16 protein-coding genes and 1 pseudogene are annotated in these 13,564 nt (G+C 70.8%); 6 read left to right on the top strand and 11 right to left on the bottom strand.

Features of this window, described 5'->3' with window-relative positions; genetic code table 11:
* The first annotated feature begins 63 nt into the window (after positions 1-63).
* Both HS104_40220 and HS104_40215 read left to right on the top strand, forming a co-directional pair.
* A complete protein-coding gene (locus tag HS104_40220) occupies positions 64-1,263 on the top strand; it encodes an SUMF1/EgtB/PvdO family nonheme iron enzyme (protein MBE7486185.1) in 1,200 nt (399 codons plus the stop codon).
* Positions 1,264-1,279: 16 nt separating this feature from the next.
* Entirely contained in the window at positions 1,280-1,702 is a 423-nt protein-coding gene (locus tag HS104_40215) for a hypothetical protein (GenBank protein MBE7486184.1), read from the top strand.
* Here HS104_40215 and HS104_40210 read toward each other — a convergent pair.
* The 3 genes from HS104_40210 to HS104_40200 are packed head-to-tail and all read right to left on the bottom strand — an operon-like array spanning position 1,699 to position 3,726.
* Positions 1,699-2,706 carry a hypothetical protein gene (locus HS104_40210; GenBank protein MBE7486183.1) on the bottom strand — a complete coding sequence of 336 codons (1,008 nt, stop codon included), beginning with the start codon at positions 2,704-2,706 and terminating at the stop codon, positions 1,699-1,701. The two genes, HS104_40215 and HS104_40210, sit on opposite strands and share 4 nt — an antisense overlap.
* Entirely contained in the window at positions 2,703-3,614 is a 912-nt protein-coding gene (locus HS104_40205; protein ID MBE7486182.1) for an alpha/beta hydrolase, read from the bottom strand. The genes HS104_40210 and HS104_40205 overlap by 4 nt, the downstream gene beginning before the upstream one ends.
* Positions 3,577-3,726, bottom strand: a complete 150-nt coding sequence (locus tag HS104_40200; protein ID MBE7486181.1) for a TIGR04563 family protein — start codon at positions 3,724-3,726, stop codon at positions 3,577-3,579. Before HS104_40200 ends, HS104_40205 begins: the two co-directional genes overlap by 38 nt.
* Positions 3,727-3,990: 264 nt before the next feature.
* Here HS104_40200 and HS104_40195 point away from each other — a divergent pair, with 264 nt between their 5' ends.
* The gene (locus HS104_40195) at positions 3,991-5,343 is read left to right on the top strand and encodes a S41 family peptidase (GenBank protein ID MBE7486180.1); all 1,353 of its coding nucleotides are present in this window, start codon (positions 3,991-3,993) and stop codon (positions 5,341-5,343) included.
* 61 nt (positions 5,344-5,404) lie between these two features.
* Here HS104_40195 and HS104_40190 read toward each other — a convergent pair whose 3' ends face one another.
* From HS104_40190 to HS104_40175, 4 genes and pseudogenes are all read right to left on the bottom strand, one after another.
* On the bottom strand, positions 5,405-6,883 hold the full coding sequence (locus HS104_40190; protein MBE7486179.1) for a protein kinase: 1,479 nt from the start codon (positions 6,881-6,883) through the stop codon (positions 5,405-5,407).
* Between the two features lie 627 nt (positions 6,884-7,510).
* Positions 7,511-7,603, bottom strand: a pseudogene (locus HS104_40185) (peptidase).
* Positions 7,604-7,804: 201 nt separating this feature from the next.
* Positions 7,805-8,464 carry a bifunctional 4-hydroxy-2-oxoglutarate aldolase/2-dehydro-3-deoxy-phosphogluconate aldolase gene (locus HS104_40180; GenBank protein MBE7486178.1) on the bottom strand — a complete coding sequence of 220 codons (660 nt, stop codon included), beginning with the start codon at positions 8,462-8,464 and terminating at the stop codon, positions 7,805-7,807.
* 81 nt (positions 8,465-8,545) lie between these two features.
* Positions 8,546-9,103 carry a YkgJ family cysteine cluster protein gene (locus tag HS104_40175; GenBank protein MBE7486177.1) on the bottom strand — a complete coding sequence of 186 codons (558 nt, stop codon included), beginning with the start codon at positions 9,101-9,103 and terminating at the stop codon, positions 8,546-8,548.
* On the opposite strand from HS104_40175, the gene HS104_40170 reads away from it, so the two are divergent.
* Positions 9,102-9,554, top strand: a complete 453-nt coding sequence (locus HS104_40170) for a TM2 domain-containing protein (GenBank protein MBE7486176.1) — start codon at positions 9,102-9,104, stop codon at positions 9,552-9,554. The genes HS104_40175 and HS104_40170 overlap by 2 nt on opposite strands.
* A gap of 238 nt (positions 9,555-9,792) precedes the next feature.
* Here the strand turns inward: HS104_40170 and HS104_40165 are convergent, their stop codons facing one another.
* Positions 9,793-11,379: an alkaline phosphatase D family protein gene (locus tag HS104_40165; protein ID MBE7486175.1), complete on the bottom strand. Its 1,587-nt coding sequence runs from the start codon at positions 11,377-11,379 to the stop codon at positions 9,793-9,795.
* A 43-nt stretch (positions 11,380-11,422) separates the two neighbouring features.
* On the opposite strand from HS104_40165, the gene HS104_40160 reads away from it, so the two are divergent.
* Entirely contained in the window at positions 11,423-12,328 is a 906-nt protein-coding gene (locus HS104_40160; GenBank protein ID MBE7486174.1) for a hypothetical protein, read from the top strand.
* Positions 12,329-12,333: 5 nt separating this feature from the next.
* Here HS104_40160 and HS104_40155 read toward each other — a convergent pair whose 3' ends face one another.
* Positions 12,334-12,489: a hypothetical protein gene (locus HS104_40155; GenBank protein MBE7486173.1), complete on the bottom strand. Its 156-nt coding sequence runs from the start codon at positions 12,487-12,489 to the stop codon at positions 12,334-12,336.
* A 62-nt stretch (positions 12,490-12,551) separates the two neighbouring features.
* Positions 12,552-12,767 carry a hypothetical protein gene (locus HS104_40150; GenBank protein MBE7486172.1) on the bottom strand — a complete coding sequence of 72 codons (216 nt, stop codon included), beginning with the start codon at positions 12,765-12,767 and terminating at the stop codon, positions 12,552-12,554.
* 79 nt (positions 12,768-12,846) lie between these two features.
* On the opposite strand from HS104_40150, the gene HS104_40145 reads away from it, so the two are divergent.
* A complete protein-coding gene (locus HS104_40145) occupies positions 12,847-13,305 on the top strand; it encodes a DUF2269 family protein (GenBank protein MBE7486171.1) in 459 nt (152 codons plus the stop codon).
* On the opposite strand, the gene HS104_40140 is transcribed toward HS104_40145, so the two are convergent.
* Positions 13,306-13,560 carry a hypothetical protein gene (locus HS104_40140; protein ID MBE7486170.1) on the bottom strand — a complete coding sequence of 85 codons (255 nt, stop codon included), beginning with the start codon at positions 13,558-13,560 and terminating at the stop codon, positions 13,306-13,308.
* Between the last annotated feature and the right edge of the window lie 4 nt (positions 13,561-13,564).

Genomic DNA, 13,564 nt, shown 5'->3' with positions numbered 1-13,564 from the left:
GTGTCCCCGCGCAAAGGGGTTGCAGATGCAGGCATCCTTCGTCAAGGTCGCCGGCACTTGGTCATGTGGATCTACCCTCCCACGCGACTCGCCGCCAGCTCTGCTCTGGCGATCGCGGTCGGCCTCGGCTGCGGAAAGCGCGCGGAGGGCACGGCCGCGGGGCCGACCGCGAGCGCCTCTCCGAGCGCCTCGCCGCCCGTCGCGTCGGCGCGGCCGCCCAAGGAAGCGGCCAAGGCCGACGCGCGCGCGGAAATTCCTGCGGGCGCGGTGCGCGTCGGCAGCCGCCCCGGCGATCCCGGGCGGAGGCCCGAGCTCGAGCCCGCGGAGCACAGCGTGGAGCTCGGCCCCTATTCCATCGATCGGCTGCCGTTCCCCAACGACCCCGGCCGCCCCCCGCTCACGGGTGTGAGCCGCGACGACGCCAAGCGCCGATGCGCGGAGAAAGGCGCGCGCCTGTGTACGGAGTTGGAGTGGGAGCGCGCCTGCAAGGGCCCCTCCAACGAAGTCTTTCCGACCGGCGACGCCTGGGACCCGCGCTGCGCCGACGAGCCGCGGAGCTGCGCCTCCGGCTTCGAGGTGCTCGGGATGGGAGCCGCGCTCCGCGAGTGGACCGCCAGCGACGTGGTGCCGACGGACAAGGACGCGCCGCGGCGCGCGGCCATCCGCGGCGCGGCGGCCAAGGCACCTGCCCAGGACCACCGCTGCGCCGCCCGCAACGGCATCGACGCCGATACCAAGAGCGACGACCTGGGCTTCCGCTGCTGCCACGGCCCTCCGAACGCGGCGGTGGTCAAGGAGCCGACCTTGGGGCAGACCTTCGAGCGCGCCAAGATCAACGCCGCCGAGCTGGAGAAGATCCTGGCGGCAGACCCGCGCACCGCGATGCTCGCCAAGGACGTGAAGTTCTTTCGCGACCCGGAGGCCGCCAATACCGTGATCGAGCGCGGCCCCGGCGACAAGAAGGGCTTCTCGTTCACGGTTGCGCCGCTGCTCTGGAACCCGGTCGCGGGAGCCCAATACCTGCTCGTCGCGGCGCGCTCCGGGGACAACACCTCGTTCGTGGTGGCCTTCCACGCGGCCGGCAAGGACGAATACCGGCTGGCGTCCAGCTTCGTGATGAAGAACGAGCCGGGCCCGGTGGCGCTGGCCTACAGCGGCTACATCCGGCCGCGCCTGCACTTCAGCACCTGCTGGGGCTGCCCGGGCGAGACCGGGAAGATCCTGCACCGCGATCCCGACGCGGTGGTGATCGTGCAGCCGTGAGCGCTACACTCCCCCCATGACTCGCGGGCTCCCGTTTCTCTTCGTAATCGCGCTGTCGGCATGCGGCAGCGACAGCTCCAGCTCATCGGGAGGGGGAGGCGCTGGAGGCAGCGGCGGAGCTGGCGCGAGTGGCGGAACGAGCGGCAGCGGCGGCGTGCCGCCGGCGGACGGCCCGTTCGCCTGCGGGGCGAGCACCTGCAGCGCAAACCAGTTCTGCATCCATCCGTGCTGCGGGGGAGCCCCGCCCATCTGCCAACCGAAACCCGAAGGCGGCAGTTGCCCCTCGGGCTTCCACGAGGGCTGTCAGATGGGCAGCTGCTCCGATCCAGCGGGATGCTGCGAGATGGATCCCTGCACGCCGCCGCCGCCCTACTGCGCGGACCAGCCGGAAGCCGGCTGCTCGCTGCAAGGGCACGACTGCCACCTGATGTGCGCCTAGGGAAGGGCGAGGGCCTTGTCCGCCCCACGCTGCTTCACCCGCTCGGCGATCAGCCGGCGCACGCTACGCGCGCGCTCGAGGCACTCTTCGACTTGCTTGGGCGTCACCAGCAGCGCCGGCGGCTCGCCCCAGCCGAGAGCGCGCTCGAGCGCCTCGCGCTCCAGCTTGCCCAGGCGTTCTTCCAAGGACTTCGAGTAGGTCATGTGGCGCGACAGCCGCGTGAGCGCGTCGTTCTGCGCGCCCTCCTTCGGCACCGGCGAGAAGGCCTCGTTGCCCTCCGTTGCCGTCAGGCGGCCGGTCTTGGCGTGACGGTAGACGCTGATCCGCGCTGCGTTGCCGGACACGTAGTCGATCACCAGGAGCGCCTGGTACTGCGCGAGCCCGAGCTGTTGCGCTTCGGGGATCGGCTCCCGCGCGCCGAGCAGCGTCTCCCAGCCCTGCGCCGGCGCGTCTTCCCCGAGCCGGGTCAGCTCCACCCGGGTGAGGGTCGGCGCCGGCGCCAGGGTCAGCGCGACTTCCACGCTGCCGTTGCCCAGCACGCGAGCTTGTTTCTCCAGGCGCTTGCGCGTGGGCGAGTCCGCCGCATGGCTGAGCTCGGCGACGCTGAGGGCGCGGAGCGCGGTCGGCGCGACCACTCCTGGCGCGACGAGCTCGGCGATGCGGAAGTGGGCGGTGCGGGCTCGCGGCCCGAGGGGCTGGTCCTTGGTGGCGAGCGTCACCAGGACCCGTGCCGGCGGCGTGCGCTCGAGCTCGCCCAGCCAGGCCCCTCGCTCGAACGAGAGCTTCCCGAGCTTGCCGTCCTCGAGCACTGCCGAGAGCTTGGGCTGAGGCGCCCCGGCGCTCGGGGCCGGCACCGTGCTCGGGGCCGGCGCTGCCGCGACGCTGGCGGACGGAGCCGCCGACGGAACCGCCACGCTCGTGGCCGCGTCGGACGTCGGGGCTGGCTCCTTGCAGGCGACCGGAGCCCCGAGGGCCAGCCAGCACGCCCAGCCCAGTCGCTTCATGTGAGCCCGTGCTCCGACAGGAACTTCTCGATGCGCATCCCCACCAGCTCGTGCTGCTCCAGCGGCGCCACGTGGGTGCCGCCCGAGAGCATCACCAGCTCCGCGTTCGGCAGCGTCTCCTGCATGTGGCGCGACAGATCCGGCGGCGTGAACGAGTCGCGGTCTCCGGCGATGATCAGCACCGGCACGTTCACGCTGGGCAACAGGTCCTCCGCCGAGTGCTCCCCGGCGGCGGCGAGCATGCGCACGAACATCGGGAAATCCACGTGAGCCACGTGCTGGAAGTAGGGCTCGATGTCCGCGGGGTTCACGGTGCGTGGATCGACCTCGCCGGTGAACAGCGCGACCCTGAGCGCAGTCTTCGAGGGCACCCTCGACCACAGCGCGCGCGTGAGGCGCGGGTGCTTCGTCGCGAGCTCCGTCAGCTTCGGCAGCACGTTGGCCAGGACCTCGCTGTTCTTGAAGGTGTGCGTCACCCGCCCGTAGCTGCCGCAGAGCAGCACGATGCCCCGCACGTTGTCGGGGCGCAGCCGGTAGGCTTCGAGGGAGACCTGCGTGCCGAATGAGTGTCCCACCAGCACCACCGGGGGGTCGCCCAGGTGGCGGCGCACGGCGTCGAGGTCGGAGACATGGGCTTCGACCCCGAGCTGCTCGGGATCGACGGGGTTGCCGCTACGCCCATGCCCTCGGTAGTTCCAGTGGGCCACGGACGCCGCGCGGGCGAGGTCGTCCCACAGGTACTTGTAGATGAAGCCGTCGCAGCAGATCCCGTCCGACAGGAGGACGGTGGTCGCCGATGGGCCGGCCCGGTGGCGCACGTAGAGGCGCGTGCCGTCGGAGCCCAGCGCGGCCGACTCCGTGACGGGAGTCTCAGCCGGCGTCGCCGTCTTCGTCGTCCCCGATGTCATTGACGCTCGGGATCTTCTTGATCTCGAGGCGAGCCATCTTCCAAGCGCGCTGAACGACCCAGGAGAGCGAGCGGTCGAGCCGCGCCGCCTCGTCCTTGATCTCCTGCAGCATCGCCTCGGGGAAATAGAGGCTTTGTTTGCGCTTGTCGCTGCCGCCTTTGTTCTCGTCAGCCACGCTCGGACCTCGTAGGGAAAGTTCGTTTCGGGGAGCCGGGTGCCCTGTAAGGGAGTGTCACCAGAAGCGCCCCATTAGGGGAGTAGCACCCACAGCCCAATAAAATCAACGAACTTGAACGAGTAGGAGCAGAGCCCCGTCTTTTTGTCGCTCCCGAGCTCCGACCCGGCGCTCGGAGCGGGTCCGGGTATCCTCGGCGCCATGCCCTTTCACCGCTCCTCGCTCCGGCTCGCGCTGACCACGGCCGCCGCCTTCGCCGGTGGCGCGCTCTCCGCCCACCTGGCCACCGCCACTCCCGCCCGAGAGAGCCCCTACGAGATGCTCGAGCAGCTCGGACGGGTCCTGGTCCTGATCGAGAACGAATACGTGGAGCCGGTGGATCGCCGGCGCCTGGTCGAGGGCGCCATCAAGGGCATGGTCGCCGAGCTGGACCCGCACTCCGGCTACTTGCCACCGCAGGACTGGGCGATCTTCCAGTCGGACACCGAGGGCAAGTTCGGCGGAGTCGGCGTGGAGGTCGACTTCCGCGACGAATACGTGATGGTGATCGCGCCCATCGAGGGCTCCCCCGCCGAGCGCGCCGGGGTGCGCTCCGGCGATCACATCGTCGCCATCGACAACAAGAGCGTGCGCGACAAGAGCCCGGACGACCTGATCCGCTCGATGCGCGGCGCGCCGGGCACCAAGGTCATCCTCTCGGTGAAGCGCGCGGGCAAGGAGGATCTCCTGCACTTCACCCTGACGCGTGAGGTCATCGTCGTAGCGAGCGTCGCGCACAAGCTGCTCGACGGCAGCATCGGCTACGTGCGCGTGAAGCAGTTCCAGAACGGCACGCACGACGAGCTCCTGGAGGCCGCCGCCAAGCTGCGCAAGGCAAACGGCGGCGAGCTCGGCGGGGTCATCCTCGATCTCCGCAACAACCCCGGCGGCCTGGTGGACGAGGCGGCGTCGGTCGCCGACGAGTTCCTGATCGGCGGAGTGATCTACACGACTCGGCACCGGGACAAGGTGATCGACGAGGCCAAGGCGGGGCGCGGCGGAGTGCTGCGCCGAGGCCCGCTGGTGGTGCTGGTCAACGAGTACAGCGCGAGCGCCGCGGAGCTCGTGGCCGGGGCGCTCCAGGACCAGCGGCGCGGCACGGTGGTGGGAGCCAAGACGTTCGGCAAAGGCTCGGTCCAGACCCTGATCGACCTGCCGGGCCGAGCCGGGCTGCGCCTGACGACGATGCGCTACTACACACCCAGCGGACGCGCGATCCAGGCCCAGGGCATCCGGCCCGACGTGCTTGTCGAGGCCGCCTACGTCGCCGACAAGACCTTCGGCGTCGTGCGCGAGTCGGATCTGGAGAACCACCTGCCGGCCGAAGGCGCGCCCGGCAGCGCCCCGCCCGCCGACGCCGGTCCACCCGCCGCCGACGCCGGCACGGGCGACGGCGGCCCTGGCACGCACCTCGGCGTCACCCGCGACGTGGCCAACGATCCGACGGGCGGCGCCGATCTGGCGCTGAGCATCGGCTACCAGATCGTGCGCGGGGTGCTGAAGAAGAAGCAGTAGATCGACGAACTAACGTGCTTCCTGCGGCCGTCTGATCGTCGCAAGACAACCCAAGTCGAGACTAGCCCCCGCCCAGCGTGCGGAAGATCTGCTCGAACGCCTGTTGCTCTTCGCTACAGAAGCGATCGCGGTCGCCGTCCGGGTAGGCCGCGACGCAGGCGGCGCCGATGTCCAAGCAGAAGCTCAGGATGGCGCGGCGGCGCTGGATGCTGTGGGGCTCGTCGCCGGCGATGCCGGTGTCCGGCAGCATTCGGCGGAGCAGGCCGAGCAGCTCCGGGTCCGGGCGGCGCTCGAGGAACTGCTGCACGAACGCCCGCGCTTCTTCGAAGGTCACGACCTCGTGACCGGCGAGCGCGTTGAGGTTCTTGACGTGAGCCCGCAGGAACGACTCGAGGAGCCGGACCTCCTCCGGCTGGACCACGCCGTCCGCCCAGATCATCTCGAGCAGCGGGATGGTGTCGATGAAGTACACGTCCTGACCGCGAATGCCGAACAGCGCGAGGCGCTCCAGCGCGTCGTGCCGCGACATGGTGAGCGCCGGCGGGCGGGCCGCGGCCCGCGGCGACGCGGCGATGGTGGCGCTGCCCGTGGGTCCGGCGGGCGGAGGCACGCTGTGGGAGGGAAGCTCCGCCGGAAGCTCGAGTGCCAGCTGCCCCAGGCTCGGACCGCTGGCATCGCCCATTTCGCGGGCCACCTTCGCCAGCCCACGCTGGAAGGTCCGCGCGTCCGGGTGTCGCTCGGCCGCCTCGAACGCCAGTGCGCGGTCGATCTCGGCTGACAATGCAGGGGGCAACTCGGGGGCCACACTCGCCAGCGACCGCGCTGGCTGGTACTGCGCCATGCTCTGAAGCTCGAGGTCGTCCTTCGCGGCGTGGACGTACTGCCCGGAGAGCAACCGAAACACCGTCGCCCCTACGCTGAACAGATCGGCACGCCCATCGACGCGGTCCCACTCGGAGCGGGCTTGCTCGGGCGCCATGTACGCGAAGGAGCCGAGCTGCATGCCCTCGTCCTCGTCCTCGCTGGTGGTGCCGCGGACGCGCGCGATGCCGAAATCGAGGACCTTCAGGCGACCGTCGCGCAGCGCGAACAGGTTCGTGGGTTTCAGGTCGCGATGCACCACACCGCGCTCGTGAGCGGCGGCCAGGACGTCGAGGGCTTGGTCCGCCGCCGAGAGCACGGCGCCGACCGGCAGCTTCCCGCCGGCGGCCCGGCGCAGATCGTTGAGCGTCCCGCCTTCCAGGAGCTCCATCACCAGGTACGCGGTCCCGTCGCTGTCCTCGTCGTCGTCGTAGACCAAGACGGCCCCGGGGTGACCGATGGTGTTGGCAGCGTAGCCTTCGCGCAGAAAGCGCCGGCGGATCTCCTCGTCCCCGGCCAGATCCGGCGCCAGGATCTTCAACGCGGCGCGGCTCTGGTTGCGGTGCGTGGCCGCGTAGACCCAAGCCATGCCGCCAACGCCCAGGAGCCGGTCCAGCGTCCACTTGCCGCGCACCGTGCTGCCCACACGGGAGCGGGCTCGGTCCGTCGCGGCGCTCACCGGGGGGAGTATATCGACAACTCGGCGTCAGGAGCAGGTGCCGTAGGCGACGCCGCTTGCCTGCGTTCCGAGGGGCGTGGCCGAGCACGTGCTGCCGGCCGGGCAGTCGCTCTGCCCCAAGCGACACCACTTGGCGCAAGCTCCGTCAGGACGACAGCCGTGGCCGGGCGCGCACGCGAGGTCGTTGCCGGGCGTGCAGGTGCCCGGTCCGACTCCGGTGCCCGCACCGCCCACGCAGTCGCTGATGTCGGGAAGCACGACGAGGCAGCTCGCGCCGGCGCCGCAGACGCCGCTCGGGTTGGCGAGATCGCAGCCCGACGTGCACGACTTCCAGCCGGGCACGGCCGAGCCCATGTAGACCTGGACGCAGCGCGACGCGGGGAGCGCACAGTCGGCGTCGAGCTTGCAGAACGGCTTGCACGCGTAGGACACGCAGCTCGTGCCCTTGCCACACTCGGTCTGGGTGTAGCAGGTCTGGTTGGCGAGCTTGGGGCCCGCAGGGAAGCACGACGTGAACCCGCTCGGACCGGCGACGTCGCAGTTCTGACTCGGCCCGCAGCCGCACTGCGCGAACGTGTCGCACAGGCCACCGGGAACCGGCGGAGTACAGCTGACGCTGCCGCCAGCGCCGCCGCTCGCGCCGCCGCTGCTCGCGCCGCCGCTGCTGCTCGCGCCGCCGCTGCCCAGCGCGCCGCCCGTGCCCGCCGCGGCGCCGCCGCTTGCCGCCGAGCTTCCGCCGGCGCTCGGCTTGGTGCCACCGACGCCGCCGCCAGAGCCGCCGAGCGAGGGCTCCTCCTCGAGCCCCACCGGCGACGCGCACGCCGTTAGCGAGAACAACAAGCCGAGCTTGAGCGCGACGGGGATCTGCATGGCCGACCTCTCTCGACCCCGAGTCTCCGTTCGGGCGCCCCACGGCACCACCTACGCCGGCTGATTTCGCCTGACATCGGCGTGCTGGCGCACCCGACCGACGATCGCCCGAGCGCGCTCTTCGATCCGGTCGAACGCGCCGCCCGCCAGATCTTCAGGCTCGAACAGCGAGCGCACGAAGCCCAGCGCAAACGCGCCGGCGGACAAGAAGTCGGCGGCGTTGTCCAGGCGCACTCCGCTCGTCGGCACGATGCGCAGGAACGGCAGCGGGCCGAGGCATGCGCGCACGTAGTCCGGGCCGTCCGGCGGCGCGGGAAAGAGCTTCTGGAGCGGGGCGCCGGCGCGGTGTGCGGACAGCAGCTCGGTGGGCGTGAACGCGCCCGGGATCACCACGGCGCCGAGCTCGCCACCGACGCGGATCACCTCCGGATCGACGACCGGCGACACCAGAAAGCGGGCGCCGTGTTCGACGGCGCGCCGGGCGTCATCCGAAGTGAGGACGGTCCCCGCGCCGACGCAGAGCTCCTGGCTCTCCGCCAGCCGAGCGATGGCGTCGAGGGCTCCCGGGGTGTTGAGCGTCACCTCCAAGCAGCGGAAGCCGCCCCGCACCGCTGCGCCCAGCGCTGGCGCCACCCGCGTCTCGTCGGCGCAGCGCAGGATGGCGATGGCGCGCTCCCGTTGGATGAAGGCCAGGACCGCGTCGCTCGACATCCCGGGAGGCTGCCACGGGACCCGGGCGGGCCGACAGCGCTGACATCCACCTACACTCCCGGACGTGCAACTGCGGCTGACTCACGCCCGGACGTAGCGCTGAAACAGCTCACTCGCCGGAGCGAGGCGCTTACCCAGGCGTCTCCGACGCTCCTGTGCGCGGTTCCACTCGCGCAGCGCGGCGTGATGTTCGCCGAGCTCGCTGCGCAGCATCGCGTGGTCGCGGCGAACTGCCGCGAGCGTGTCGGTGCCGTCCAGCTCGTAGGGGCAGTCGAGCTCGCGCAGCACGCGCAGGCGCTTGAGCCCGCCTCGCTCGCCGAAGGTCGCGTGCAGCGGATAGGCTCGGCAAGCGGCGGGCCTCGAGGCGTGCACGCCGCACACTGCTCCGTCTAGGAAACGGCAGCCGCCGTCATTCCACCCGAGCAGCATGATCGCTCGGCCGCTGGGTAGGAGCACGACGCTGCTCGGCTCCCCCGCCAGCAGCTCCGGGGCGCCCCAGTCCACGAGCTCTTCGGCGGAGAGGCCTGTCGCCCGCGTGAGCCGGCAGAGGTCCGCGAAGGTCACCGGCACACGCGGACCTCGGCAGCATTCGCCGCAACCGGTGCAGCGCAGTCGGGCCAGGTGAAGTCCGGCAGCCATCGCGCCCAAAATCTCCTACACTCGACCGGTGCAAGGCTATCCCCCCGGAGGCTACGGTCCGCCTCCCCAACCGCCGGGCTACGGCGGCTACGGTCCGCCGCCGGGCCCCACCGGCTTTCGCCCGTTCGCGGCGCCGCCCGTGGCCTACGGGGGCTACAACGCCCACGCGCCGTGGGGGGTCGATCCGAAGACGGGCCGCCCGTTCTCGGACAAGCAGAAGATCATCGCCGGGATCCTGCAAATCTTCCTGGGCAAGTTCGGCGTGGGGCGCTTCTACACGGGTCACACCGGGATGGCGGTGGGGCAGCTCGTCGCCTGCATCCTGGGCGTGTGGGTGTTCTCCTGGTTCACCTGCGGGCTGAGCGCGTTCGTGCTGCTCTGGCCGATGATCGACGGCATCATGATCCTGGCCACCGACTCCACCGACTCCGACGGCCGACCGTTGCGCTGAGCTCAGGTCAGACTCGGGTTTCGCTCTTTTGCGCCCCGTGATTGCCGACGCGCCCTGCCTTCGTCGATGTCGTCATCGAGACGCACTCGGAGAACGCCAGGCGGAAGTTCCCACCTGACGGGGGGAGTGCGCCGGCCCACCCCTCCGGGTATCGCGAAGCGCGTTCGCCGGTGTTCTCGTAGGTCTAGGTCTCAGTGGCAGATCGCGATCTGCTCATGTCAAGACCCCGAAAGTCGAGTCAGAACGAGTACGTCTTCTCGAACAGCTTGGCCCCCGCGCCGTCGATGAACGTGACCTTCACCGTGGGCGGGGTGGTGTTGGGATCCGCCAGGAACGTCACGTAGTTGTTGGTGCCGGTCTTGAACTCGAACTGCGGCGCGCCCAACGTCGCGGTGAGCGGATTGCCACTCTGTCCGCCCGGACCCACGAAGACCTCGCGCAGCGCGGCACCCGCGCCGCTCGGCTCGACCTGCGCGGAGGCGCCCAGGTGGAAGTCGCCGGCCACGAACAGCGTACCCTTGATGCCGGTGCCGGTGATGTGGTCGAGGAGCTCCTTGCGCTGCGCCGGGTAACCCTCCCAGCGGTCGACCGCGTAAAGGTCCCAGAGCGTGGGCATGTTGGTGATGGGCACCGAGGTCACGATCACCTTGAAGGTCGCGCTGCTGGTCGAGAGCCCGTTCTTCAGCCAGGTCATCTGCGCCGGCGACAGGTACTGCGCGTTCGGTCCCGATGCGGTGCTCGGCTTTCGTTCGCTGCGCGAGTCGAGCACGAACACCTCGAGCGTCTCGCCCCACTTGAAGCTGCGCCAGATGCGATTGGGGCTCGAGTTGTCACGCCGAATCGGCAGGTGCTCGAAGAACGCCTGGGTCGCGTTGGCAAGCCGCGTCTTGTCGATGGTCTCCGGATTCCAGTCGTTGTCCACCTCGTGGTCGTCCCAGGTGGCGTAGTGACCGGTGCTGGTCAGCAGCGCCTGATAGGTGGCCTGGCCCATCTGGCCAAGCCACTTGGCGCGGTACTGGCTGAGCGTGTTCGCCGAGTCGTTGTAGGTGGTGTCGCCCGCCAGGATGAAGAAGTCGAGCTTCTCGGCGCCCGCGTGCGAGAGCGGGGGGAACGGCGCCTTGCCGTTGTCGGTGCAGGAGGTTCCGCCGAAGCGCACCGCCGGCTTCTGGCCCGGCAAGGGCGCGGTGACGAAACGTCCCACGGCGCTGCGTCCGCTGAAGCTCGGTGAGGACCCCTCGAGGAACACGTAGAAGAGCTCGGTGTGAGGCGGCAGCGCTGGCACGTCCACGTGCACGTAGCCGTCGGCGGACGGCGTCACCACGCTCTCGTGGTAGAGCGACACCTTACCGGCCGTGCTGGGCCTGTAGACGCGCAAGAGCAGCGGGCTCGTCCCGCCGTAGTAGGTCCAGACCATCGCGCCGCCCCAGGTCACGTCGCCGGACTGGATCCCGGAGGGGAACGAGGTCTTGCTCTCGGGGATCGTCGTGGGGTCGAAGTCGATCTCGCTGGACGCGGCGTCGGGCACCACGTCGATGGGCGCGTCCACCAGCGCGTCCACCGAGACGTCGGGCGCCGCGTCGGCGCCGGCGTCGCTCCCGCCTACGCTGGCGTCGGAGCCCGCTACGCCGCCGCTGCCGCTCGCGCCGCCGGAGCCGCCGCTGCCGGAAGCCCCGCCGCTGCCGGACGTGCCGCCACCGCCGCTGCCAGCGGCCCCGCCGCTCGACTTGCCACCCGAGCCGCCGTCGTCGTCCGACGAGCCGCCGCAGGCGAGGACGAGCTGAACCACCAACACCGAGACGCCACCGAGCCAAGCCAGACGCCGCATGGGACCGAGAGCATACGACGCCGGGCTCGCGTAAGCTCGGCGCATGCGCCGGACCCCTCCCCTCGCCCTCCTCGCCTGCCTCGCCTGCGCTCCCGCCCTCGCCCCGGCGCCCGCTCCGCCGGCGAGCGGAACCCAGGCCGCCCCGCCCGCCGCGACCCTCGCGGCCGGGCCGACCCTGAGCGGGCCGCCCGGCTCGCCGAGCGGCGCCTTCGCGGCGTCCCCGCTGACCGAATTCGCCGGCGGCGTTCGCGACATCGCGCTCGCTGCCCTCGACGGGCGGCCCCTGCCCCAAGGGGCGATCCCTGTCGAGCCCAGCCGCGACCCGAGTCGCAGGGTGCGGTCGGACAAGCCGCCCCCGCCGAGCCGAGAGCTGGACGTGTTCGCGTTCGCGATGGAGATCACCTTGGTGCTCCGCGAGCCCTCGAGCACTTCGGCGGACGATCCCGAGGACGGCAGCATCGAGCTGATCGCCTTCCTCAGCCGCACCGGCCTCAAGGTCGCGAAGCTCGAGGCGCGCAGCCCTCGCAGCCACCGTCCTTTGCCGCCGTGGCTGTCCGGCGTCGAGCGCTTCGGCAACGAGGTGCTCGCCGCCCTGCGCGGCGGCGGCATCGGTCAGCTGTTGGTCGGCGAGGCCGAGCGACCGGTGCTCGGCGACGACTTCCTCTACCGGCGCTTGATGGACGAGCGACCCAAGCTCGAGCAGCTGCGGAGCGCGGAGGCGCTGGCCGCGCGCCATGGCCGCGTCCTCGGCTATCGCGTGGACGACGTGTTCTTGGTCTCGCGGGACAGGGCCGGTGTGATCTGGGGACTCGAGCTCGAGCTCGATGAGTCCGACGGCCAGGTGATGCTGGACGGATCACCCTTGGTGCGGGTCGAGCGCCTCGACAAAGAGGAGCGCGAGCGCCTCGAGGCCCCGCCGCCCCCGCCGCCCCCGCCGCCCCCACCTTGACCTGCTCAGCGCGCGACGGCGCGGTGGGTGCTCAGCCAGCCACCCAGCATGAGAGCGGTGAGGCCGCTCAGGAGCGCCGCGGAAATCCCCGCGCCCACGTCCGGCACCCAGCTCGCCGTGAGCCCGCCGACCAGCGCAGCGACCAGCACCGAACCGCCCAAGACCCAAGCATTTCCCGGATTCACGGCCGTAATACGCCGTACCCGAGCCTACCTTCCCCGAGTCAGGGATGGGGCCGGCGCGCGTCCGGAAGCCCGGTCAGGTCGGGGGCTTTCTCCCAGCGCTCGTGCAGCGCCTCCCAAACGCCGCCGCGCTTCACCGAGCACCCGTAACAGAGCACATTCTCGTCGCTGTAGACGAAGGCGCGGTCCCGGGCCGGCGCGACCTCGGCGCCGCACTCCTCACACTGGGTCAGCTCGTCGGATTCGGTCTCGTGCATGGCGGCGCCGGACTACCACAGATCGAGAGCCGCGTGGACTTCCGGTGGCCCACCCCGTGCCCTAGGCTCCGGGCGCGCGATGAACGCCTATTTGATCGAACGGTTCGTCCACCTGCTCGGCGCGTTCGGCTTCGTCGCGGCCCACGGCGCCACGGCTGCCATCACTTTCAAGCTGCGCAAGGAGAGGGACCCGGCCCGGGTGCGGGCCTACCTGGATCTGTCGCGCTCGACCCGCGGCGTGATGCACGGCTCCTTCACCCTGCTCCTGCTGGGCGGCATCGGCGCGGGTTTCCACGGGAAGTGGTGGTCGAGCGGCTGGATCTGGACCTCCCTGGTGCTGCTCATCGTGCTGTTCGCAGCCGCGTTCCCGCTGGCCGTGCCGTACTTCAAAGCGATGCGCCGGGCCGCGGAGCGCGAGCCGCCGGATCAGGTCGAGCTCGAGCGCTTGCTGCGCTCGACCCGAGGCCTGTGGCTGGCGTGGATCGAGACGCTGGGGATCCTCGTGATCCTCTACCTGATGGTGTTCAAGCCGTTCTGATCAGTTCGAGTCTGCCTTCAGCCGTCGCGATGCTTCGAGGCGGCTCTCTACTTCCTCGGCAGCGGTCCCGAGGTCCTCCGCCGCTCGCTCCCTGTCCCCTTGCAGGTACGCCAGCAGCCCGTGCGCGGCGACGAGCGCGATGCTGGTGTTCACGCCGCGCGCCGCGAACGCCTCCGCCGCCTCCGGGCGCTTGAGCAGCTCGTCGAGCTCCTTGAACAGGTCGTCGAGGTGAGCCAGGAGCGTCGTTTCGTCCATCGCG

The organism is Polyangiaceae bacterium, assembly GCA_015075635.1.
Taxonomy (GTDB): domain Bacteria; phylum Myxococcota_A; class Polyangia; order Polyangiales; family Polyangiaceae; genus JADJKB01.
Note: the sequence above shows the minus strand (reverse complement) of the source record. Positions and strands in the feature narration are given on the sequence as shown.